Origin of the sequence: Mycobacterium colombiense, from assembly GCF_001665835.1 — a bacterium.
Classification (GTDB): Bacteria; Actinomycetota; Actinomycetes; order Mycobacteriales; family Mycobacteriaceae; genus Mycobacterium; species Mycobacterium colombiense_A.
The window spans coordinates 87,980-110,198 of record NZ_LZSX01000014.1 but is presented as its reverse complement, the minus strand read 5'-3'; the positions used below and the strand labels follow the sequence as shown (position 1 = coordinate 110,198).

The 22,219-nt window shown below is 67.4% G+C and carries 18 protein-coding genes; 10 read left to right on the top strand and 8 right to left on the bottom strand.

The window, feature by feature from the left end; translation table 11 throughout:
* The first annotated feature begins 3 nt into the window (after positions 1 to 3).
* Positions 4 to 1,455, top strand: a complete 1,452-nt coding sequence (locus tag A5760_RS03380) for a lipase maturation factor family protein (protein ID WP_064877696.1) — start codon at positions 4 to 6, stop codon at positions 1,453 to 1,455.
* A gap of 15 nt (positions 1,456 to 1,470) precedes the next feature.
* Here A5760_RS03380 and A5760_RS03375 read toward each other — a convergent pair whose 3' ends face one another.
* The 3 genes from A5760_RS03375 to A5760_RS03365 form a co-directional block, all read right to left on the bottom strand.
* Positions 1,471 to 2,625 carry an NAD-dependent formate dehydrogenase gene (locus A5760_RS03375; protein WP_064877695.1) on the bottom strand — a complete coding sequence of 385 codons (1,155 nt, stop codon included), beginning with the start codon at positions 2,623 to 2,625 and terminating at the stop codon, positions 1,471 to 1,473.
* A gap of 104 nt (positions 2,626 to 2,729) precedes the next feature.
* Positions 2,730 to 3,641 carry a LysR family transcriptional regulator gene (locus A5760_RS03370; RefSeq protein WP_064877778.1) on the bottom strand — a complete coding sequence of 304 codons (912 nt, stop codon included), beginning with the start codon at positions 3,639 to 3,641 and terminating at the stop codon, positions 2,730 to 2,732.
* Positions 3,642 to 3,716: 75 nt separating this feature from the next.
* Positions 3,717 to 4,190 (bottom strand): DUF309 domain-containing protein, encoded by a 474-nt coding sequence (locus tag A5760_RS03365; protein WP_064877694.1) that lies wholly within the window; start codon positions 4,188 to 4,190, stop codon positions 3,717 to 3,719.
* Positions 4,191 to 4,412: 222 nt separating this feature from the next.
* On the opposite strand from A5760_RS03365, the gene A5760_RS03360 reads away from it, so the two are divergent.
* The gene (locus A5760_RS03360) at positions 4,413 to 4,640 is read left to right on the top strand and encodes a hypothetical protein (RefSeq protein ID WP_064877693.1); all 228 of its coding nucleotides are present in this window, start codon (positions 4,413 to 4,415) and stop codon (positions 4,638 to 4,640) included.
* Between the two features lie 9 nt (positions 4,641 to 4,649).
* On the opposite strand, the gene A5760_RS03355 is transcribed toward A5760_RS03360, so the two are convergent.
* Complete coding sequence (locus A5760_RS03355) at positions 4,650 to 6,296, bottom strand: acetolactate synthase large subunit (RefSeq protein WP_064877692.1); 1,647 nt, start codon at positions 6,294 to 6,296, stop codon at positions 4,650 to 4,652.
* 91 nt (positions 6,297 to 6,387) lie between these two features.
* Here A5760_RS03355 and A5760_RS03350 point away from each other — a divergent pair, with 91 nt between their 5' ends.
* The gene (locus A5760_RS03350) at positions 6,388 to 7,806 is read left to right on the top strand and encodes an NADP-dependent succinic semialdehyde dehydrogenase (protein WP_064877691.1); all 1,419 of its coding nucleotides are present in this window, start codon (positions 6,388 to 6,390) and stop codon (positions 7,804 to 7,806) included.
* Positions 7,807 to 7,813: 7 nt separating this feature from the next.
* On the opposite strand, the gene A5760_RS03345 is transcribed toward A5760_RS03350, so the two are convergent.
* Together A5760_RS03345 and A5760_RS03340 are read right to left on the bottom strand one after the other, a co-directional pair.
* On the bottom strand, positions 7,814 to 8,755 hold the full coding sequence (locus A5760_RS03345) for a R2-like ligand-binding oxidase (RefSeq protein WP_064877690.1): 942 nt from the start codon (positions 8,753 to 8,755) through the stop codon (positions 7,814 to 7,816).
* Complete coding sequence (locus A5760_RS03340; protein WP_064877689.1) at positions 8,752 to 9,447, bottom strand: TetR/AcrR family transcriptional regulator; 696 nt, start codon at positions 9,445 to 9,447, stop codon at positions 8,752 to 8,754. Before A5760_RS03340 ends, A5760_RS03345 begins: the two co-directional genes overlap by 4 nt.
* 175 nt (positions 9,448 to 9,622) lie before the next feature.
* Here A5760_RS03340 and A5760_RS03335 point away from each other — a divergent pair, with 175 nt between their 5' ends.
* The 4 genes from A5760_RS03335 (at position 9,623) to A5760_RS27525 (ending at position 16,058) form a co-directional block, all read left to right on the top strand.
* On the top strand, positions 9,623 to 10,573 hold the full coding sequence (locus A5760_RS03335; protein ID WP_082279320.1) for a DUF5996 family protein: 951 nt from the start codon (positions 9,623 to 9,625) through the stop codon (positions 10,571 to 10,573).
* A gap of 61 nt (positions 10,574 to 10,634) precedes the next feature.
* The gene (locus A5760_RS27530; RefSeq protein WP_064877687.1) at positions 10,635 to 13,238 is read left to right on the top strand and encodes a helix-turn-helix transcriptional regulator; all 2,604 of its coding nucleotides are present in this window, start codon (positions 10,635 to 10,637) and stop codon (positions 13,236 to 13,238) included.
* A gap of 152 nt (positions 13,239 to 13,390) precedes the next feature.
* A complete protein-coding gene (locus tag A5760_RS27640; protein WP_064877686.1) occupies positions 13,391 to 14,596 on the top strand; it encodes a PPE family protein in 1,206 nt (401 codons plus the stop codon).
* 265 nt (positions 14,597 to 14,861) lie between these two features.
* Positions 14,862 to 16,058 (top strand): PPE family protein, encoded by a 1,197-nt coding sequence (locus tag A5760_RS27525; RefSeq protein WP_064877685.1) that lies wholly within the window; start codon positions 14,862 to 14,864, stop codon positions 16,056 to 16,058.
* A 25-nt stretch (positions 16,059 to 16,083) separates the two neighbouring features.
* On the opposite strand, the gene A5760_RS03315 is transcribed toward A5760_RS27525, so the two are convergent.
* Entirely contained in the window at positions 16,084 to 17,781 is a 1,698-nt protein-coding gene (locus A5760_RS03315; RefSeq protein WP_064877684.1) for an acyl-CoA dehydrogenase family protein, read from the bottom strand.
* A gap of 124 nt (positions 17,782 to 17,905) precedes the next feature.
* Here A5760_RS03315 and A5760_RS03310 point away from each other — a divergent pair, with 124 nt between their 5' ends.
* The 3 genes from A5760_RS03310 (at position 17,906) to A5760_RS03300 (ending at position 20,916) form a co-directional block, all read left to right on the top strand.
* Positions 17,906 to 18,886: a phosphotriesterase gene (locus A5760_RS03310; RefSeq protein ID WP_064877683.1), complete on the top strand. Its 981-nt coding sequence runs from the start codon at positions 17,906 to 17,908 to the stop codon at positions 18,884 to 18,886.
* Entirely contained in the window at positions 18,879 to 20,351 is a 1,473-nt protein-coding gene (locus A5760_RS03305) for an AMP-binding protein (protein WP_064877682.1), read from the top strand. The genes A5760_RS03310 and A5760_RS03305 overlap by 8 nt, the downstream gene beginning before the upstream one ends.
* Before the next feature lie 88 nt (positions 20,352 to 20,439).
* A complete protein-coding gene (locus A5760_RS03300; RefSeq protein ID WP_064877681.1) occupies positions 20,440 to 20,916 on the top strand; it encodes a YbjN domain-containing protein in 477 nt (158 codons plus the stop codon).
* Here the strand turns inward: A5760_RS03300 and A5760_RS03295 are convergent.
* Positions 20,913 to 22,085, bottom strand: a complete 1,173-nt coding sequence (locus A5760_RS03295) for an acyltransferase family protein (protein ID WP_064877680.1) — start codon at positions 22,083 to 22,085, stop codon at positions 20,913 to 20,915. The two genes, A5760_RS03300 and A5760_RS03295, sit on opposite strands and share 4 nt — an antisense overlap.
* Positions 22,086 to 22,219: the final 134 nt, after the last annotated feature.

Below are 22,219 nucleotides of genomic sequence, written 5' to 3'. Positions count from 1 at the left end.
GCCATGGACTGGTTTTCCGCACCCCAATACTGGGTGGGCAGACTGGTGCTCGAGCGCGGCGCCGCGGCGATTTACCTGCTCGGCTTCGTCGCCGCCGCGGTACAGTTCCGCGCGCTCATCGGCGAGCGCGGCATCCTGCCCATCCCGCAGTTCTTGGCGAGACAATCCTTTTGGCGGACGCCGAGCCTTTTTCACCTGCGTTTTTCCGATCGGCTGTTTGCGGCCGTCTCCTGGTTCGGTGCCGCGCTGTCGGCGGCGATCGTCGCCGGGGCCGCCGACGCGGTGCCGTTGTGGGCCGCGATGGCGATGTGGCTGGTGCTGTGGGTGCTCTACCTGTCGATCGTCAACGTCGGGCAGACGTGGTACTCGTTCGGCTGGGAGTCGCTGCTGCTCGAGACCGGGTTCCTGATGATCTTCCTCGGCAATCACGACGTAGCCCCGCCGGTGCTGACGCTGTGGATGCTCCGCCTGCTGTTGTTCCGGGTCGAGTTCGGTGCGGGACTGATCAAGATGCGCGGCGACCCGTGCTGGCGCGACCTGACGTGTTTGTACTACCACCATGAGACGCAACCCATGCCGGGCCCGTTGAGCTGGTTCTTCCACCATCTGCCGAAACCCCTGCACCGGGTTGAGGTGGCCGGCAACCATTTCGCGCAGCTGATCGTGCCGTTCGGATTGTTCGCGCCGCAGCCGGTGGCCAGCGTGGCCGCCGCGATCATCGTCATCACCCAGTTGTGGTTGGTCGCCTCGGGCAATTTCGCGTGGCTGAATTGGGTGACAATCGTGTTGGCGTTCAGCGCCATCGACGACGCGTCGTTCGCGGCGCTGCTGCCCAACGGCCTCGTCCCGGCACATGCGGGTCTGGCGGCGACACCGCTGTGGTACGTCGGCCTGGTGGCCGCCGTCACGGCCGCGGTGCTGTTCATGAGTTACTGGCCGATACGCAACATGTTGTCGTCGCGGCAACGAATGAACATGTCGTTCAACTCATTTCATTTAGTGAACACCTACGGCGCCTTCGGCAGCATCGGACGCATTCGCCGGGAGGTGGTGATCGAGGGCACCGACGAGGCCGTCATCAACACCCAAACCGTCTGGAAGGAATACGAATTCAAGGGCAAGCCGGGGACACCGCGTCGGCTGCCGCGACAGTGGGCGCCCTATCATCTGCGCCTGGACTGGCTGATGTGGTTCGCCGCGATCTCGCCGGGCTACGCGCAGCCGTGGCTGAGGCCGTTCTTGCAACGGCTGCTGGAGAATGATCGATCAACCCTGCGGTTGTTGCGCCACAACCCGTTTCCCGACTCGCCACCCCGCTTCGTGCGGGCACAGCTCTACCAGTACCGCTTCACCACACCGACCGAGCTGCGCCGCGATCGGGCGTGGTGGCATCGCGCACTGATCGGCGGTTACGTGCCACCGATGGCCCTGTCGACGGCGACCAGCGCCAACTGAGTGTCGGGCGGGCGGCTACCTCTGGTAGGACAGCGCCCCGGTGCCCGCGAGCTTGCCGCCCTCGACGATCAGGTACTCGGGGCGGATGGGCTTGCCGGCGAACCAGCTCTCCAGGATTTCCCGGGTGCCGGCCGCATAACGCGCCTGGGCGGACAGCGTCGTGCCCGAAACATGCGGCGTCATAGCGTTATTCGGCATCGTCCGCCACGGATGGTCGGGCGGCGGCGGCTGCGGATACCAGACGTCCCCGGCGTAGCCCGCCAGCTGACCGGACTTCAGGGCGGCCGCGATGGCCTCCGGCACGGTCTCCTCGGCGCGGGCCGTGTTGACAATGTAGGAGCCCCGGCGCATGGTCGCGATCAGCCGCTCGTTGAACATCCGGCGGGTGTCGTCGTACAGCGGCGAGTGGATGGACACCACGTCGACCGCTTGCACCAGCGACTCGACCGTGGGGTGAAACGTGACGTTGAGTTGTTTCTCGGCTTCCGGCGCCAGCCGGCGGGTGTCGGTGTAGTGCAGGTTGACGTCGAATGGCGCCAGCCGGCGCAGCACGGCACGTCCGATCCGGCCGGCCGCGATCAACCCGACGTCCATCCCCTCCAGGTCGTAGGCGCGTTCGACGCAGTCGGCGATGTTCCAGCCACCTTCGGCCGCCCACCGGTGTGACGGCACGAAATTGCGTACCAGCGCCAGGATCTGCATCACCGTGTGCTCGGCGACGCTGATGCTGTTGCTGTATGTCACCTCGGCCACGGTGATCCCGCGCTCTTGAGCCGCGTCCAGATCCACGTGATCCGAGCCGATGCCGGCGGTCAGCGCCAGCTTGAGCCTGGGCGCTCGAGCGATCCGTTCCGCGGTCAGGTAGGCCGGCCAAAACGGCTGCGAGATCACGATTTCCGCGTCAGCCAGCTCACGCTCGAACTCCGAGTCGGGGCCGTCCTTGTCCGACGTCACCACCAATTCGTGGCCGGCCTCTTCGAAGAACCGGCGCAGCCCCAGGGCGCCCGAGACACAGCCGAGCAGCTCGCCGGGGGTGAAGTCGATTCTCGACGGGGTCGGCACGGTGCTGCCGTCGGGGTATCCCCGGATGGTCGGGATGCTGTCGCGCGCGTAGTTCGGCGGGTACCCGTTGACGGGATCGGGGTAGAGCACCATCACACACTTGGCCATCGAATTCTCCTTAAACCGGCGATCACGCCCAGTCTCGGGGCGCGCCCGCCGCGGTGTCCAAGACACGATTCCGACCGGGTGATAGGCGGCGCCGATCAGCCCGGCTAGGACAGCTCGCTGAGCGTCGCGCCGATGCGGGCCTCGCGTGCGGTCCGTCGCAGCGCCCGCGCCAACAGCGAGCCCGGCTCGGCCCGGTTGGTCACCAGCGCTATCAACGCGGTGACCGACGGGCGCCGCAGCCGCAGCACGCTCACCCCGGCCGGCACGCCCAGGGTGTGGATCCACGGTTGCGGCACGATGCTCGCCCACCGGCCGGTGCGAACATGCGCGAACAGCGCGGCCACGGAATCGGATTCCAGCTGCGGGGTGACCTGCAGACCGTGGGTGGCCAACGCGTCGTCGATGACCCGGCGGCCCCGCATGCCCTGCGTCAGCAGGCACAGCGGCAACTGCACGGCGTCCGACCACGCCATCGTTTTCGCCTCGCCGCCAAGCAGCTCCGCGGCGGCGATGAGCACCGGCTGCTCGTGATACAGCGGGGTGACCAGGAGATCGGCCGTGTCCTGTTGGTCCGGATACAGGATCCCCGCGTCCAATTCGAACTTGCGGACCCGCTCGACGATCCCGGCCGAGCGCAGGTTGACCTCGAGCTGGACACGCACCAAGGGATGTGCCGCGCAGAACGGATCCGTAAGCAGCGCAACGGTGGTCGAGGCGGCCGGCACCACGCCGAGCCGCAGTTCGCCGGTCAGGCCGGCGCGCAGCGCGGTGACCTCCTGTTTGAGGGCGTCGCGGTCGGCCAGAATGCGCCGCGCCCACGGCACCAGCCGCTCGCCCTCCGGGGTGAGGCCCTCGAACTTCTGACCGCGCCGCACCAGCGGGACGTTGAGTTCGGATTCGAGCTTGCGGATGGCTTCCGATAGCGCGGGCTGCGACACGTAACAGGCCCTCGCGGCGCGCGCGAAGTGGCGCTCTTGAGCGAGCGCGACGAAGTACTCCAGCTGACGGAACAGCATGTGCCATTCGATCATGTCGCCGTGATCGACGAGCGCAGGCACGTAACCTGTCCGGCCGAGGCCGGCAAGGACACATCAGACCACGAGACGGGGCAGTAGCCGCGACGCGGTGACATGAACCCCGGCAGCAAGATCGTCGATCAGCGCGTTGACGTACTCCACCAACCCTGCGACGTCGACAGCATGCGGTGCGGGTAACTCGGCGTGGGCAAGATGGTCGGAGGCGCGGCGAAGCAACGTGGTTGCGCCCTTGGGGTTGCCCCGCTGGATGTGGGTGATCCCCACCGCGAGCTGCGTCAGGCCTTGCCACAGCGCCTGCTCGTTGGCTGGACCGTTCTTCCACGCCGACTCCAAAACCTCATGAGCGTTGAATGCGAGGCCTCGGTTCAGCAGATCCTGGGCATACGCGAGGGTTTCGGCCGGTTCCAGCACCAGGTCATCCGGAACGCGTGGCACGCCCGCGCTGCCGGGCGGAAGTGGTCGGCCCAGAGCGTCGCGCGGTCGGGCATTTCGCGGCCGACCCGATTCGTCGCGATCACGCTTCGCCATCTATCCATCATCACCCGTCACGCGGTCGCGATCACAACCTCGACGAATACCGCACTGTGGCGCCCTCATTCACTCGCCGGCACGACACCCGGTCGCAGGTCTCTACCACTGTGGGGCCGCGGTGCTGACCCGCTTGGCGCGACAACGCCGTCGGGCCAGACCTTCAACACCTCCTGGACGGTCAACTCCTGCGGCGACGGATGCGTCTACATCGAGGCCGGGGTGGGTGGCAGCCAGGCGCGGCTGGTCGACGATCAATGGGTCCTGGACACGATGAACAACGTCACCTGCTCCGACGGCGCCTACATCCTCTACGCCACCAGCTCGCACCTGACGTGGGACCCGAATACCCTTGCGGGCACGGCACAACACACCTATCTCATCCCGGTCTGCGGGCACCCGGCGGGCTATTCCTACACCGACCAGATTCAGATCAAGCAGTCGTCCTGAGCACGGCCGCTACAGCGTTTCGTCCAGCTCGCCGAGGCGGTCGGTCAACCGCAGATTCTCGGAATAGTCGACCGGGCAACTGATCAGGGAGACGCCGTCGTCGTCGAGCGCGGTCCGCAGCGTCGGCAGCAGCTCGTCGGCGCTGTTGATCCGATATCCCTTGGCGCCGAAGCTTTCCGCGTACTTCACCACGTCGGGGTTGTTGAATTTCACGTAGTAGTGCGCCCCCAGCTCGAGGTCCATCTTCCATTCGATGAGGCCGTAACCGCCGTCCTCCCAGATCAGCACCACCAGCGGGATGCGCTCACGCACGGCGGTCTCGATCTCCTGCGAGTTCATCAGGAATGCACCGTCGCCGACGAGCGCCAGCACCTTGGCCTCTGGTTGCGCGAGCTTGACGCCCAGCGCCCCAGGCAGCGCAAAACTCATGGTGGACAACCCGTTTGAGATCAGGCAGGTGTTCCGCTCGTACGTCGGGTAGAGCCGGGCCATCCACATCTTGGTGGCGCCGGTGTCGACCAGGACGATGTCGCTGCGGCCCAGGGCCGCGCGGGTGTCGGCGACCACCCGCGCCGGCGCCAGCGGGTAGCGCGAATCCTGTTGACCCCGCGCGAATTCCTCGGCCAACAGGCCGGAGCCGGGCACCTCGGCGGCGTGGGCGAAGGTGTGTCCGGACAGCGCGTCGGTCAGGGCGTTCAGCGAATCGCTGATGTCGCCGATGATCCCCACGTCCACCGAGTAATGCGCGTCGACCTCGGCCGGGAACCGGTGGATGTGGATGATCTTCTTGTCGGCCTGCGGGTTGATCCGCACCGGGTCGAATTCCTGCAACTCGTAGCCGACGGCGATGACGGCGTCGGCGTTGTCGAACCCGAAGTTGACGTAGTCGTGCCGCATGAAGCCCAGCGTGCCGATGCTGTTGGGGTGGTCGTCGGGCATGACGCCCTTCCCGTGGAACGTGTTGGCCACCTGGATGCCGAATGCCTCGGAGAAGCGCACCAAGGCTTTGGTGGCGTCGGCGCGCGCGGCGCCGTGCCCGGCCAGCACCACCGGGCACTTGGCGTTGCGCAGCACGTCGACGGCGCGGGCCACCTGACGGGGCGCCGGGGCGTCGGCGCGGACGACGTTGCGGGGCAACGGTCCCAGGTCGTAGTCGGTCTCGTCGGCGTCGATGTGCTCGGGCACCGCAAGGTAGACCGCGGCCGGGCGTTCGGCCTCGGAGACTTTGAACGCCTTGCGGACCATCTCGGGGATGGCGCGCGCGGTCGGGATGTCCGCCGCCCACCGGGTGATCGGGGCGAACATCGACACCAGGTCGACGTACTGGTGTGACTCCTTGAACTCCCGGTCGTGACCCACCTGCGCGGAGATGGCGACCAGTGGCGTGCTGTTGGTGGTGGCGTCGGCCACCCCGAGCTGCATGTTGATCGCGCCGGGCCCCAGCGTGGCCGACACCACCGCGGCCCGCCCGGTGACCCTGCCGTACATCTCGGCCATGAACGCGGCGGCCTGCTCGTGCCTGGTCAGCACGTAGCGGATGCTCGAGGACGCCAGCGCCTGCACGAACCGGATGTTCTCCTCGCCGGGCACCCCGAACACCACGGAAACACCCTCGTTTTCCAGGCACTTGACGATCAGCTCAGCCGCTTTGCTCATCCGACACCTCCCTTAGGGGAACGATAGTGGCAGGCTAGGTGTTGGACTTTTCAGCCGCTGAGCAACACCAACCCGATGAAGGAGGGCCGACGTGCCCATCGCCACCATTAACCCGGCTACCGGCGAGACAGTGAAGACCTTCACCCCGGCCACCGACCAAGAAGTCGACGCTGCGATTGCCCGTGCCTACGAACGATTCCTCGACTACCGCCACAACACCACGTTTGCCCAGCGCGCCCAGTGGGCAAACGCGACCGCCGACCTGCTGGAGGCGGAGGCCGACGACGTCGCCGCCATGATGACGCTGGAGATGGGCAAGACGCTGAAGTCGGCCAAGGCGGAAGCGCTCAAGTGCGCCAAGGGTTTTCGTTACTACGCCGAAAACGCCGAGCAGCTGCTGGCCGACGAGCCGGCTGACGCCGAGGCGGTGGGCGCGAAGAAGGCCTACACCCGGTATCAACCGCTCGGGGTGGTGCTGGCCGTGATGCCGTGGAACTTCCCGCTCTGGCAGGCCGTGCGGTTCGCCGCGCCGGCGCTGATGGCCGGCAACGTCGGCATCCTCAAGCACGCGTCCAACGTTCCCCAGAGCGCGCTCTACCTGGCCGACGTCATCGCCCGCGGCGGCTTCCCCGAGGGGTGTTTCCAAACCCTGCTCGTCTCGTCCAGCGCGGTCGAGCGCATCCTGCGCGATCCCCGCGTCGCGGCGGCCACCCTGACCGGCAGCGAACCGGCCGGCCAATCGGTGGCGGCCATCGCCGGTGACGAGATCAAGCCGACTGTGCTCGAGCTCGGCGGCAGCGACCCGTTCATCGTGATGCCCTCGGCGAACCTGGACGAGGCCGCCAAGACCGCGGTCACCGCCCGGGTGCAGAACAACGGCCAGTCCTGCATCGCCGCAAAGCGGTTCATCGTGCACACCGACATCTACGACGCGTTCGTCGACAAGTTCACCAAGCAGATGGAGGCGCTGACCGTCGGCGACCCGACCGACCCGGACACCGACGTGGGCCCGCTGGCCACCGAGTCGGGCCGCGACGAGATCGCCAAGCAGGTCGACGACGCCGCTGCGGCGGGCGCCACGATCCGGCTCGGCGGCAAGCCCATCGACCGGCCGGGGTGGTACTACCCGCCGACGGTGGTCACCGACATCACCAGGGACATGGCCCTCTACACCGAGGAGGTGTTCGGGCCGGTCGCGTCGATGTACCGGGCGGCCGACATCGACGAGGCCATCGACATCGCCAACGCCACCACGTTCGGCCTGGGCTCCAACGCCTGGACCAACGACGAGGCCGAGCAGCAGCGCTTCATCGACGACATCGAGGCCGGCCAGGTCTTCATCAACGGGATGACGGTGTCCTATCCCGAACTCGGGTTCGGCGGCGTCAAGCGGTCCGGGTACGGACGCGAGCTCGCGGGCCTGGGCATCCGCGCGTTCGTCAACGCCAAGACCGTGTGGGTCGGGGAAACCGAGACCGGCTCCTCGGCCGGCGACGACAAGGTCGAGTGACCGCCCGCTAGGCGGAGGCCCCGGCCAGTACCTTCTCGTCCTCCTCGGCGAAGGTGTCCTCGAGTTGCACCGGCGAGTAGTCGAGATCGATCTCGGCGACGGGTCGGCCCCGCGCGCTGGAGATGGTGCCGAACCGTCGCATGCCCTTGTCGGAGGCGTACTGCATGAACTCGTCCGCCGACAGGCCGAACGGCATCGGATCGTAGAGGGCGAAGCCTTCCTCGATCAGGCGCAGGCCCAGCGGCATCAGCTCGTTCATCCGGGTTTCGAACACGCCCCAGTTGGCGTCGTCGGCGGCGACGTGGCGCCGGCAGGTGAAGGTGCCCCACGCCATGTGCCGTCGCTCGTCGTCGCCGATGCGACGTACCAGCTCCTGCATGCCGGGCAGGATGCCGCGTTCCACGCAGATCTTGTGCCAGCCGAAGTAACCGGTCAGCGCGAGCATGCCCTCGACCATGTGGTTGTAGGTCACCGACGCCCGCACCTGGGCGGCCGGCGACGGATCGACCGTCAGCGCGTTCAGGCAGTCCGGCAGCTCCTCGTAGAAGATCGTGCGATAGGTCGGGACATCGTCGAGGAAGTTGTGCAGGTCCTCGGTGATGCCGACGGCGTCGAGCCACATGCGGAACACCTGGACGTGCTTGGCCTCCTCGAACGCGAACTGCGTCAGATACATCTCGTCGCCGAGCCGACCTTCGGCCCGCATCGCGGCCATGAACGGCTGGATGTCCTGGGTCACCGACTCCTCGCCGGCGATGAACTCGGCGCACAGCCGGGTGGCGTAGCTGCGTTCGTCGTCGGTGAGCCTTTCCCAGTCCTCGCGGTCGCGGGAGAAGTCGATGTCGGCCGGATTCCAGAACTTCGCGTTGCCGCCGGCAAACAGCTTGAGCGGCAAGCTGTCCCAATTGAGGCCGCCTTCGGCCATCGAAGCTGTACGGGTACGATTCATGTGACCTCCTCAGATCGTTTGGGGGCTGAGCCGATTGGCGGGGTTTTCGGCGCAGCCGCGAACGCGGCCGCCAGCACCGCCACGAGCCTGCGCACGGCCAGCGCCGGCTGCTCCGGGGTGGGCTCGTCGAGCCCGAGGACCGGATCCAGGCCGCGCATGTAGGGCGCCAGCGCCAGGTGCGGAAAGATCAACAGCAGCAACGACAGCAGCGCGTCGGTATCGGAATCCGCGCGCAGGTCGCCGCGCAGGTGTGCGTCGCGCACGAGGGGACGCATCACTTCCAGGTAGTGGCGGTGGATGACGTTCTGCACGCTGACGCGGGCCTCGGTGTCGACTTCCAGGGTCGCCGCGGCGTGCAGCGCGCGTTCATGCGGATGGTCGGCGAAGTAGGCCACCCACGCGTCGAGCCAGTCGGTGAGGAAGTCGAAGAAGGGCCGGCTCGGGTCGAGTTCGCGGATGCGGTCCTCCATGTAGGCGCGCACCCGCTGGCTGCCGATGTCGGCGATGAACGCGTACAGGTCACGCTTGTCCGCGAAGTACTGGAACAGGCTGCCCTTGGCGACCCCGGCGCGGCGGGCGATGACGTTCAGGCTGCCACGGGAGAACCCGTGGGCCCCGAACTCCGACTCCGCGGCCTCGATGATCGCGGCGCGACGAGCGGGATCGACGCGTGCCCAGGTGACCGTTGGCAATGCCCCTCCTATGGTGAATGACCAGTGGTCATTCTACTGTGAGGCAGCTCACAGTCAAGGGGTTCGGCAGATCGCCTCCTCGCCGGGCCACCGCAGCGAGAAACTCGGCTGGCGAGCACTATCGGTGATACCGACCCGGTGAAAGCCGGACGCCGACCAGAGCCGAGGAGTGATCGTGACGACGTACCACGACGACAGCATTGCGTGGCCGAGCCTACGGGTAGACGACTGGGCTCCGACGAGGCAGACACTGCACATGTGGGCTCAGATTGTCGGCAAGGTCCGGCTGGCCCATTCGCCGTTGGTCAACCACTGGTGGCAGGTCACCTCGTATGTGACCCCGCGCGGTTTGACGACGTCGGCGATCCCGTACGGGGCAGCGGTCTTCGATATGGAGTTCGATTTCATCGACCACGTGCTGGTGATCCGCAGCAGCACCGGCGCGACCCGCAGTGTGCGCCTGGAACCGAAATCGGTGGCCGAGTTCTACTCGCAGACGATGCGGGCACTCGACGAGCTGGGTTTCTCCACGCGCATCCAAGCGCACCCCAACGAGGTAGATCCGGCGCTGCCGTTCGCCGAAGATGTCGAACATGCGTCATACGACCCCGATGCGGCAAACCTGTTCTGGCGCCAGCTGCTTGCGGCGAACCGCGTGCTCGGCCAGTTTCGGTCCCGGTTCATGGGTAAGGTGAGTCCCGTCCATTTCTTCTGGGGCGCAATGGATCTCGCATGCACCAGATTTTCCGGGCGCGGCGCGCCCCGCCACCCGGGCGGCGCACCCAATTGCGGAGACTGGGTGATGATCGAGGGCTACTCGCGAGAACTGAGCAGCTGCGGATTCTTTCCCGGCGGGGGTGACGAGGGCGCTTTCTACGCCTACGCCTATCCCGAACCCGACGGCTTCGCCGACTACCCGGTCGGTCCCGAGGAGGCGGGCTACGACAAGGATCTCGGTGAATACCTGTTGTCATACGAGGCGGTGCGGCGGGCAGCCGACCCCGACCAGACGCTCCTCGGGTTCTTGCAGGACACCTACGAAGCGGCCGCGGTGCATGCCGGCTGGGACCGCGCCGCGCTCGAAGACGACCCCGATCGCTGGAAGGCCCATCAAACTCGCGCATGAGCGCGGGCGCATCCACGCCGAATGCCAGGCGAAGATCGCAGTTGCTGGCTAATATCTGCTGGTGCTCGAGCACTGGCCCATTGTCGGCAGAACCAGAGAGATCGACGAGGTCAGCCGCCTGTTCGTCACCACCGATGGGCCGCGAGGTGTCGCGCTGGCGGGCAAAGCCGGGGTGGGCAAGTCGCGGTTGGCCCGCGAGACCGTGCTGGCGGCCGCCGATGCCGGGTGGGCCGTCCGCAGCACCGCCGCCACCGTGACCAGCCGCCCGATTCCGCTGGGCGCCTTCGCAGCATGGACCGACGATGTGGAGAGCGCGCCCTACGCATTGGCGCGCAGGGTGGTTGATGCACTGACCGCCGGTACGCAGCCGGACCGCCTCGTGGTCTTCGTCGACGACGCGCATCTGCTCGATGATCTGTCGGCCCTGGTCCTGCATCAACTCGCGCAGTCGCGGGCCGCGACCGTGATCGTCACGATTCGGACGGGCGAGCCGGCGCCGGCCGCGGTGACCGCGCTATGGAAAGACGGGCTGCTGCCGCGGCGCGAGGTCGACCCGTTGACCCGCGGCCAGACCGACGACCTGTTGTCGGCGGTGACGGGGTGCGCGCCGGATCAACCGTGCGGGGACGAGCTGTGGCGTCTGACGCGCGGAAATGTGTTGTTCCTGCGGCAGTTGCTCGAACAGGAGTTCCGGGCGGGACGCATGGTGAGCGACGGTGGCGTGCTGCGCTGGCAGGGAAACCTCAGCCCGTCGGGGTCGCTGGCTGAGCTGGTGGACGCACAGATCGGCGCCATCCCGGACGACGTGCGCGACGTCGTCGATCTCGTGGCCGTCTCCGAACCCGTCGACTGGAAGTGCTTGACACTGATCGCCGGGCAGGACGCCATCGAGGATGCCGAGCAGCGCGAATTGATCCGGTTGTCCGCCGACGAGGTGTACATCGGCCATCCCATGTTCGCGGAGGTGCGCCTGAATCGCTGTGGCTCCTCGCGGTTGCGACGCCTTCGTGGCCAGGTCGCGACCGCGATGAAGGACGGCGGGGCCGCCGCGAAGGTGATGAAGCGCGGACTGCTCTGGTTGGAGTCGGACCTGCCGCCTGAGCCGGACGTGCTGCTGTCGGCTGCCACGGCGGCGAGTTCATTGCTGGACTTTGAAACCGCGGAGCGGCTCTTTCGCGCCGCCGCCGACACCGGCATCGGCGCGCAGGCGCGAATCCCTCTCGCCTACTCCCTGTTCATGATGGAAAAGGGCGAGCTCGCCTTGGAGGTCCTCGACGGCGTCGAAGTTGACGAAGAGAGACAGAACGCATTCATCAACGACGTGGTGATGCGTGCGTCAAACCTGTTGTGGGGCATGCGATCACCGGAACGGTCCTGGCGTCTCATCGACGATGCGCTCAAGGCCTCGCACGGACCGAGGCGGCAACAACTGCTGGTGTTTCGCGCCAATCAGCAAGCGCTGGCGGCGCAGCCGATTGAGGTCCTCGCGACTATGGCCGAGGTCGAATATCAGGACCTCGACCAGTACGGTGCGACGATGGCTTACAGCGCCGAGAGCATGGCCTATGGCGAACTCGGACAACCCACTCAGGCGGCGGCCAAGGCGCGCGCGGCCGACGACGCCCTCATGTTGAGCGAGCAGGGCAAATTCCTTCGCCAGACGTTTACCGAATTTCACACGTTCGCCCTGGCGGCGGCGGGGCATATCACTGAGGCGCTCGACGTGGCTGAACGCAACCGCCGCAGCCAGCGCACGGAACCGGCTGCCGCACAAGCGATGGCGTCGGAGATCCTCGGCATGGTGGCATTGGCCGCTGGTGATCTCGGCACAGCGCTGCGCGATCTGCCGGAAGAGGTAGATGCCGAGATGACGAGCAGCTTCCATGTGGTGAACAGCTTCCACAGGTTCCACTTGCTGCGGGCGCAGGCGCTGGCCCGGTGCGGGGACGCGGATGCGGCAGATCGTGCGCTGCAAACCGCACGAGCACATCGGCATCCGGCGTACGTGTACGCCACGTCCACCGAACTGCTGGCCGAAGCCTGGCTGGCGGCGGCGCATTCGCGGTCCTCCGAGGCGCGTCGATTGGCCCGCGGGGCAGCTGATTTCGCGTGCGAACACGATCAACTCGCCCGCGAGGTGTTGTGTTTACAGACCGCGGTGCAATTCGACGACACCGATGCGGCCGGGCGACTCGCGGATCTTGCGACGCGCGTCGAAGGTCCGCGTGTTGCGATCGCGGCGCGCTACGCGGCGGCGGTGCAAGCCGACGACGCCGGCGAACTCGACCGGGTATCAGCCGAATTCGAGGCGATAGGCGATCTGCTGGCCGCCGCCGACGCCGCGGGGCAAGCCGCCACCTCGCACCGGCGCGCGGGCCGCTCAGGGAGCGCGATGACCGCGGCGGAACGCGCGCGCCGCCTGGCGAGAACGTGTAACGGCGCGACCAGCCCGGCTATCGAGGCAGCTTCTTTCGCACCGCCCTTCACCAACCGAGAACGCGAAATCGCGGTGTTGGTCGCCCAGGGCCTGTCGAACCGTGAGATCGCCGAGGCGGCGTCGCTGTCCGTGCGCACCGTCGAGAGCCACATCTATCGCGCGTGCGGCAAGGCCGGCGTGGCCGGACGCGCCGGCCTTGCCGGCGTCATTGGCGGTGCAACCGGATGACGCCGCATCTCGGCCCGATCGGTGAATGCAGTAGTCCCTCGCCGATGCGCGCGAAAAATGCAGTAGTCCCTCCCGGTTTGAACCGTCGTCGCTTCGGCACACGATGGTCGGCGAAACACGCTGGCTGCCTGTCGTGACGAAAGCAAGATGCCATGGATTTCGGGGTGCTGCCCCCAGAGGTCAACTCGGGGTTGATGTATGCCGGCCCGGGATCGGGGCCGCTGCTGGCCTCCGCGGCGGCCTGGGATGAGGTGGCCGCGGAGCTGGAATCCGCTGCCGCGGGCTACTCCTCGCAAATCTCCGGCCTGACCGGACTGGCCTGGTTCGGGCCGTCGTCGATCGCGATGTCCGGCGCGGCCGCACCGTACGTGGCGTGGTTGCAGGAGGCGGCGGCCCAGGCCGGGCAGACCGGCGCCCAGGCCTACGCGGCGGCCGCGGCCTACGAGGCGGCTTTCATGATGACGGTGCCACCGCCGGTGATCGCGGCCAACCGAGCACAGCTGCTGGCGTTGATCGCCACCAATTTCTTCGGGCAGAACGGCCCAGCGATCGCCGCCACCGAAGCCCAGTACATGCAGATGTGGGCCCAAGACGCCGCCGCCATGTACGCCTACGCCGCCGATTCGGCGACCGCGAGCACCATGACCCCGTTTGACGGACCGCCGCAGACCACCAACCAGTCAGGCCAGGACGCCCAAGCGCGCTCGGTGGCCCAAACCGCCGCCGACACCACCAGCGCCCGCACCCAATCCCTGACGCAGATGACCCAAAGCCTCACCACGCAGCAGGCCAACCTCGTCGACCCGCCCCTGCCCGCCGGCAGCACCACCAACATCGCACCCGGTGGCGCCACTATCGACGTCGGCGTGACCGTTACGGCCGGCAACGGCTACCCAATCAACGGCGGTCTCGGACAGGTCACCATTCACGCCGTCACCCAGACCACCTTTGCGTTCGCGGACGGCATCTCCCCCGACAAAATCATTCCTGCTGGATCTAGCTACTCCACTATCGCGTTCGGCAGCTTCACAAGCGGCACATTCCAACTCACCGGAAACCCTATCGGCGTCGTCGGCCTCAATATCCCGAGCGGCGCCATCACCGGCGGCGCCGGCGGGGCCGAGGTCACCATCAACACCAACACCGGCCTCGTCACCGCCATCAACAGCGGCGCCATCATCACCGGCCCCACTATCACCCCCGTCGCCCCCGTCGTCTCCAGCTCGTCCGGCGCTTTGGGCGCGGCGCCCGCAGCGGGCGTCGTCGGCAGCGCACCGGGGCTGGCGGGAACCGCCGCAATCCAACCCCAGCTCAACGTCGACGCACTCATGGACGCACTCTCAGCCGCCGGCGAATAGCAGTCCCGCTGCCCAGCGCCGCCGGGTTTCACGCTGACCGTCAATGACGGCATCACGGTCGACAGGTCCGCCGAGATCGCGCGTCGCAGCGTGTCGGTCCCGTGGTGATCGCGACGCCGCATCTCCGCCCGAACGGTGCAATGCAGTAGTCCGTGGCTGACGCCTACAAAAATGCAGTAGTCGGTCCCGGATTAGACCGTCGTCGTTTCGGCACACGATGGTCGGCGAACACGCTGGCTGCCTGTCGTGACGAAAGCAAATCGCAATGGATTTCGGGGTGCTGCCCCCAGAGGTCAACTCGGGGTTGATGTATGCCGGCCCGGGATCGGGGCCGCTGCTGGCCTCCGCAGCGGCCTGGGATGAGGTGGCCGCGGAGCTGGAATCCGCTGCCGCGGGCTACTCCTCGCAAATCTCCGGCCTGACCGGACTGACCTGGTTCGGGCCGTCGTCGATCGCGATGTCCGGCGCGGCCGCACCGTACGTGGCGTGGTTGCAGGAGGCGGCGGCCCAGGCCGGGCAGACCGGCGCCCAGGCCTACGCGGCGGCCGCAGCCTACGAGGCGGCTTTCATGATGACGGTGCCACCGCCGGTGATCGCGGCCAACCGAGCACAGCTGCTGGCGTTGATCGCCACCAATTTCTTCGGGCAGAACGGCCCAGCGATCGCCGCCACCGAAGCCCAGTACATGCAGATGTGGGCCCAAGACGCCGCCGCCATGTACGCCTACGCCGCCGATTCGGCGACCGCGAGCACCATGACCCCGTTTGACGGACCGCCGCAGACCACCAACCAGTCAGGCCAGGACGCCCAAGCGCGCTCGGTGGCCCAAACCGCCGCCGACACCACCAGCGCCCGCACCCAATCCCTGACGCAGATGACCCAAAGCCTCACCACCCAGCAGGCCAATCTCGTCGACCCGCCCCTGCCCCAAGGCAGCAGCGCCAACATCGCACCCGGCGGCGCCACTATCGACGTCGGCGTGACCTTCACCGTCACCCCCGGCAACCCCGTCACCGCCAGTTTTGGTGCCGGGTACACAGCCGACACCAACGTCACATGGTTGTTGCCCAACGGACAACTCGGCGGCGCCCTAGCTGGGTACAGCGCCTACTTCACTGGCGTCACGGTCCAGAGCGGCACCCTTACCGTGAACGCTCCCTTCTCAGGAACCGGTGGCGCGTTCACCATCCCAAGCGGCGCCATCACCGGCGGCGCCGGCGGGGCCGAGGTCACCATCAACGCCAACACCGGCCTCGTCACCGCCATCAACAGCGGCGCCATCATCACCGGCCCCACTATCACCCCCGCCGCCCCCGTCGTCGCCAGCTCGTCTAGCGCGTTGGGCGCGGCACCCGCGGCAGGCGTCGTAGGCAGCGCGCCGGGCCTGGCGGGAACCGCCGGAATCCAACCCCAGCTCAACGTCGACGCACTTATGGATGCGTTATCGGCCGCTGCCAAATAGCGGTCCACGCTGACCGACTGCCCGGCTACGGCCGCATCTGATAGGCGCCGCTGAGCGGCAGCACTTGGTCCTTCCAAATCTGGTCATAGCGCGCGGGATCGTGGGCGGGCCGGCGGATCATCCGCAGCGCGAAGCGGGCCTGTTCGTCCGCCGTCGCCGGCTTGTCGGACAGCTCCACGGCGTAGGCGTTGAAGTCGCGGACCAGCACGGCGAAGATCTCGTCGAGCAATCCCTCGTCGACGCCCGAGAGCCCGGCCTCCTCCAGGATGAGTTGGGCGTAGGGCACGGTGGCGAACAACTGCCCGACGGCGAAGGCGAAGTCGATGTCCTTCTGCTGCGCGGCATCCGGGGTGGCGCCGGCCAGCATGTCGGCGAGCACGTCGATCTGCGAGCGCAGCAGGGCGACGTTGGCCAGGTGCCCGAAGCTGTCGAACGGCGCGCGCCAGTCTCCGAAGCGCACCTTGCCCAGGCCGCCGGTCGGCCCCTGTGCGAACAGGAAGATGTCGTCGGCCGCGTCGTCGCGGCGGCCGATCAACGGCAGGGCGCTGTTGGGCGCGAACAGGAAGTTGGGCATGAACTTGCCCAGCAGCCCGATGTTGATGTGGACGGTGCCCTCCAGCCTTGGCAGCAGGCCGATTTCGCGGGTCATCGCCTCGAAGATGGTGTCCTTCTCCACGCCCTTGGCGGCGATGACGTCCCACAGCGCGGTGATGACGCGTTCGCCTTCGCTGGTGATCTTCGCCTTGGTGAGCGGGCTGTACAGCAGGTAGCGGCGGTCCTCGGCCGACGCGCTGCGCATGTAGTCGCACGCCCGGGTGGCGACCAGCCGCATCGCGACCAACCGCGCGTAGGCGTCGGTGAGCAGCCGCCGCACGTGGGTGAAGTCGGTGACGACGGTCCCGTACAGGATGCGGTTGGACGCGTGGGTGACCGCCTCGTACATCGCGTGGGTACACATGCCGACCGCACCCCAGCCCAGGTTGTATTTGCAGACGTTGACGGTGTTGAGCGCGGCGTGGAAGGCCTCGGGGCCGCGGTGCAGGATGTCGGCCTCGGTGACCGGGTAGTCGCGCAGCGCGTAGTTGGCGACGAAGTTCTGCGAGTTCACCACGTTCTTGATCAGGTGGTAGCGCTCATGCTGCGAGTCGGCGGCGAAGAACACGTATTCGTCGGTGCCGTCGAACTTGCCGAAGGTGGAGACCATCCGGGCGACGTTGGCGTTGCCGATGTAGTACTTCTCCCCGGTGGCGGTCCAGCCCCCGTCGTTCGGCGTCAGGTTCATGTCGGTCTGGTAGACGTCCGCGCCGTGCGTCTGCTCCGACAGGCCGAAGGCGAACACCTCGCCGGCCTCGAGCAGCGCGGCGGCCTTGCGCTTGGCGTCCTCGTTGGCGCTCATCCAGATCGGGCCCAGGCCCAGGGCGGTGACCTGGAAGGGATACCAGTAGTTCAGCCCGTAGAAGCCGACGATCTCCGCGAACGCACTGATCCGGTAGGTGTCCCAGCGGCAATCGTCGGCGCCGTAGGCGCTCGGTGTCAGCAACGAGGCGAAGATGCGCTCCCGGCCGATGTGGTCCAAAAACTCCGAATACCACACCCGTTCGTGGTCGTCGGCCTTCAGCCGAGCCTTGCCCCGGGACTCGAAGAAGTCGACCGTCGAGGCCATGATTTCCCCCGAGCGGCGGTCTGGGTACTGGCGTTGCAAGTGGTTGGGATTGAGCAACATGACGTGACTCCCAGCGGGTTCTCGACGAAGACGAGGGTGACGGTACTGCAATAGCGCGGCCGTCGGGGCGACCGGAACAAAACGACCCTGTTGGTCAGGTGCCCGTCGCCCTAGCATCAGTCACGTGTCAGAACTCAATACCGCGCGCGGCCCCATCGATACCGCCGATCTCGGCGTGACGCTCATGCACGAGCACGTGTTCATCATGACCACCGAGATCGCCCAGAACTATCCGGAAGCCTGGGGCGACGAAGAGAAACGGGTGGCCGATGCCATCGCCCGGCTCAACGAACTGAAGGCCCGCGGCGTGGACACCATCGTCGACCTCACCGTGATCGGCCTGGGCCGCTACATCCCGCGGATCGCCCGGGTCGCTGCCGAGACCGAGTTGAATATCGTTGTGGCGACTGGGCTTTACACCTACAACGACGTGCCGATGTACTTCCACTACCTCGGCCCGGGCGGCGAGCTCGGCGGCCCGGAGATCATGACCGACATGTTCGTCCGCGACATCGAGCAGGGCATCGCCGACACCGGCATCAAGGCCGGGATCCTCAAATGCGCGACCGACACACCGGGCGTCACCCCCGGCGTCGAGCGGGTGCTGCGCGCGGTGGCCCAGGCGCACAAGCGCACCGGGGTGCCGATCTCCACGCACACCCACGCGGGGCTGCGGCGCGGCCTCGAACAGCAAAAGATTTTCGAGCAGGAGGGCGTCGACCTGAGCCGGGTGATCATCGGGCATTCGGGCGACAGCACCGACATCGGCTACCTCGAGGAGCTCATCGCCGCCGGCTCCTACCTCGGGATGGACCGCTTCGGCATCGACGCGTTCCTGCCCTTCGAGGACCGGGTGAACATCGTGGCGCAGATGTGCGAGCGCGGGCACGCCGACAAGATGGTGCTCTCGCACGACGCCAACTGTTACTTCGACGCGCTGCCCGACGAGCTGGTGTCGCAGGTGATGCCGAACTGGCACTACCTGCACATCCACAACGACGTGATCCCGGCGCTCAAGGAACGCGGCGTGACCGACGAACAGCTGCACACCATGCTGGTGGACAACCCGCGCCGCATCTTCGAGCGACAGGGCGCGTATGAGTGAGCCGATCCCGCCGATCGGCACGCAGATTTCGGCGCTGGCCGAACTCGCCCCCGACGAGCCGGCGGTCACCTGCGACGGCATTACCCTCACCCGCGCCCAACTCGACCGCTCGACGAACCGGCTGGCCCGCGCCTACGCCGAGCGCGGCGTGGGTGTCGGCGACTACGTGACCATGGTGCTGCCCAACTCGGTCGAGTGGATCCAGGCCGCGGTGGCGTGCTGGAAGCTGGGTGCGGTGCCGCAGCCGTTGTCCGCACGGTTGCCGGACGCCGAGCTGCAGGGCTTGCTGGGCCTGCGGCCACCCGCCCTGTTGGTGGGTCGGGAGCATCCTGAACTTCCCAGTGTGCCAATGTGTTTCACGCCCGACCCAGGTCTTTCGGACGGCACGCTGCCGGAGGCGGTATCACCGGTGTGGAAGGCAATGGGATCCGGCGGCAGCACCGGCAGGCCCAAGCTGATCGACTCCGGCGGCGACAGCCGGATACCGTCGGCGATCGGTTATCCACTGGGCGCCCAGGAGGGCGACACCACCTTGGTGCCGATTCCGCTCTCCCACAACACCGGCTTCACGACGGCGACGATCGCCTTGCTGATGCGTCACCACCTGGTGCTGATGAGCCGGTTCGACCCCGAGCGCTTTCTCCGGCTGATCGCCGACCATCGCGTCCAGTTCCTGACGACAGTGCCGACGATCATGCAGCGGGTGTTGCCGGTCTACCACGCAGACCCGGGCTCCTACGACCTCTCGTCGGTTCGGCGGTTCTGGCACATGGGGGCGCCGTGTCCGCCCGCCGTCAAGCAGGCCTGGATCGACCTGCTCGGCCCCGAGAAAGTCTGGGAACTCTACGGCGGCACCGAATTACAGGCGCTGACGTTCATCTCCGGGGACCAGTGGCTGACGCACCGGGGGTCGGTCGGCGTGGTGGTCGCCGGGGAGATGAAGGTGCTCGACGACGACGGCAACCCCTGCCCGCCCGGCGTGGTCGGCGAGATCTACCTGCGGCCCGGCCCGGACAGCGCGCCCACCTACCGCTACGTCGGCGCCACCGCGAAGAGCCGCGACGGCTGGGACTCGCTGGGCGATCTCGGTTTTTTCGACGCCGACGGGTTCCTCTACCTCTCGGACCGGCGGGTCGACATGTTCACCGTCGGCGGCCGCAACGTCTACCCCGCCGAGATCGAGAACGCGCTCTCGGCGCACCCCGACGTGTTGTCCTGTCTGGTCGTCGGCGTCCCGCACGAGGATCTGGGTCAGGTGCCCTACGCCCTCGTGCACCCGATCGACGGTTCGGTGCTGGATTCGGTTGGCGTGCAAGCGTTTCTGCGCGACCACGTGGCGGGATACAAGGTGCCGCACACCGTGGAGTTCGTCGACACCCCGCTGCGCGACGACGCCGGCAAGGCCCGCCGCTCGGCGGTCCGCGCCCAGATCATGGAGCGCCTGGCGACCGCGGAAGCCGGCTGACCCGCGGGCCGTCGCAGCCCGCCAAGGATCCTCCAAGGACGCGACCCCAATATGGGCCGGTCGATGACCGGTGACCGAAAGAGGGGCCATGCAGATCGAGCCGTTGAGTACCGAGCTGATCGAACGTTGCCTGCAATCGCGACAGCTGCGGTTCTTCCGCAGCGACGACGGCGAGGAATTCCTGGTGCTGTCCAACTACGAGCGCGGCAAGCTGCACCTCACCGTGCGGGTCGACGGGCTACGGCGCGACCTGCTGGAGATCTCCATCAGCCCGGCCGTCTACTACCCGGCCGGCGAACGCCCACGCCTGATGGAACTGGTGAACGACTGGAATCGCGACACCCATTGGCCTAAGGCGTTCGTGCGCGAAACCGCCCGACCAAGCCATGTCAGCGTCGTCGGTGAGAACGCCTACCTACTCAGCGAGGGCATCCACATCGAGGCGCTGGGCAGCCTGATCAAATCGGCGGTCGAGTACGGCGGAGACCTGTTCTCCAAGATCGAGCGGACCGTCTGCCTGCCGTCCGCGGACGCGCTGGAAGAGTGGATGGACCGCACCGGCTAAGGCGCGATCGCGTCAGCCTCGGCGTCGACGGCCTGAGCCGTTTCGCCGGTCTTCTCGCGTTTCTCCCAGCGGCGCAACGCTTCTCGGCACGGCGACTCGACCAGCGCATAGCTGACCGCGGCGATCGCGAAACCGAAGACCAACGTCAACACCAGCACCGTGGGCATGCGGCCGGTGAACGGGAACGTCCCGAGCACCGGGAACACCATGGCCAGCGCCGCCAGGTGCCACACGAACAGCCCGTAGGACCAGCGCCCCAGGGTCACCATCGCGGTGGTCCCCAAGATGCGGTGCGGCGTGTCCACCCGGTCCAGCACCAGCGGGGCAACCAGCGCGAAGGCCACCAGCGAGCCCATCGCGGTCTTCACCGCGAACTGGGCCGGGCTGCCGGGCACCAGGCCCTCGGGACCGGCCAGCGGGGACGCCGCGATCAGGTAGGCGACCACCGCGACGGCGGCCATCACCACTCGCCGGCGAGCGATGCGCGCCGGCCACCCGATCCCGCTGTGCACCCACTCGGCCAGCAGCATGCCCGCGGCGAACCAGGAGAAGAACGCCGGCGGCCAGTTCAGCGGGTTGATGCCGGACTCGCCGCCTAGCGGCACCCAGCCCCACGCCCAGCTGAGGGCGCCCAGGGCGGCGATCGCGGGCACGCGGGCCCGCACCGGCAGGCGGCGGGCCAGCAGCGCGAGGATCGGCAGCGCCAGGTAGAAGCTGACCTCGACGGACAGGCTCCACATCTGGGTCAGCCCGCCGGTCAGTGTCAGCGGCACGTAAATCTGGGTGAGCGTCAGGTTGGCCAGCCACACCGTCAGGCTGGCGTGGTCGGCGTCGGGCAACAGGGTCAGGATCACGACGACGGCCACCACATAAGCGGGCATGATGCGGACCACCCGCGACCGCAGGTAGTGGCCGGTGCGCGGGCGCGGTCCCAGATCCCTTGCCGCCGCGGCATGTCCGCGCCACAGCAGGAAACCCGACAGCGTGAAGAACACCGCGACCGCGAGATCGAAGCGGCCGAACAGCCTGCCGGTGGCGCCGCTGGAGTGCCCGGTCTGGAACGCGACGTGCGTGACCACCACGCCCATGGCCGCGCAGGCGCGCATGCCCTCCACGGCCGGCAGGAAGCTGCGGATCCCGCCCACCCGCTGGTCATCGCTCACCACCACAGTTTGCCTGTGATGCGTGGCCCGGCGAACGGGTACACCCGGTGGACCCGTCCGCGCGACCAACAGGTTCGTAAGTCGCTACCTTACTTTGTGCTGTTAGGGTCAAACGAGTTTGCCCCGGGCTGCTTGCTCGG

What these genes read in the sequence shown, in the direction of transcription:
- A5760_RS03380 (WP_064877696.1), top strand. Translation starts at nt 4, where the DNA reads ATGGACTGGTTTTCCGCACCCCAATACTGGGTGGGCAGACTGGTGCTC.
- A5760_RS03375 (WP_064877695.1), bottom strand. Translation starts at nt 2,625, where the DNA reads ATGGCCAAGTGTGTGATGGTGCTCTACCCCGATCCCGTCAACGGGTAC.
- A5760_RS03300 (WP_064877681.1), top strand. Translation starts at nt 20,440, where the DNA reads ATGCAGATCGAGCCGTTGAGTACCGAGCTGATCGAACGTTGCCTGCAA.
- A5760_RS27640 (WP_064877686.1), top strand. Translation starts at nt 13,391, where the DNA reads ATGGATTTCGGGGTGCTGCCCCCAGAGGTCAACTCGGGGTTGATGTAT.
- A5760_RS03365 (WP_064877694.1), bottom strand. Translation starts at nt 4,190, where the DNA reads ATGGCGAAGCGTGATCGCGACGAATCGGGTCGGCCGCGAAATGCCCGA.
- A5760_RS27525 (WP_064877685.1), top strand. Translation starts at nt 14,862, where the DNA reads ATGGATTTCGGGGTGCTGCCCCCAGAGGTCAACTCGGGGTTGATGTAT.
- A5760_RS03370 (WP_064877778.1), bottom strand. Translation starts at nt 3,641, where the DNA reads ATGCTGTTCCGTCAGCTGGAGTACTTCGTCGCGCTCGCTCAAGAGCGC.
- A5760_RS03315 (WP_064877684.1), bottom strand. Translation starts at nt 17,781, where the DNA reads ATGTTGCTCAATCCCAACCACTTGCAACGCCAGTACCCAGACCGCCGC.
- A5760_RS03305 (WP_064877682.1), top strand. Translation starts at nt 18,879, where the DNA reads ATGAGTGAGCCGATCCCGCCGATCGGCACGCAGATTTCGGCGCTGGCC.
- A5760_RS03355 (WP_064877692.1), bottom strand. Translation starts at nt 6,296, where the DNA reads ATGAGCAAAGCGGCTGAGCTGATCGTCAAGTGCCTGGAAAACGAGGGT.
- A5760_RS03345 (WP_064877690.1), bottom strand. Translation starts at nt 8,755, where the DNA reads ATGAATCGTACCCGTACAGCTTCGATGGCCGAAGGCGGCCTCAATTGG.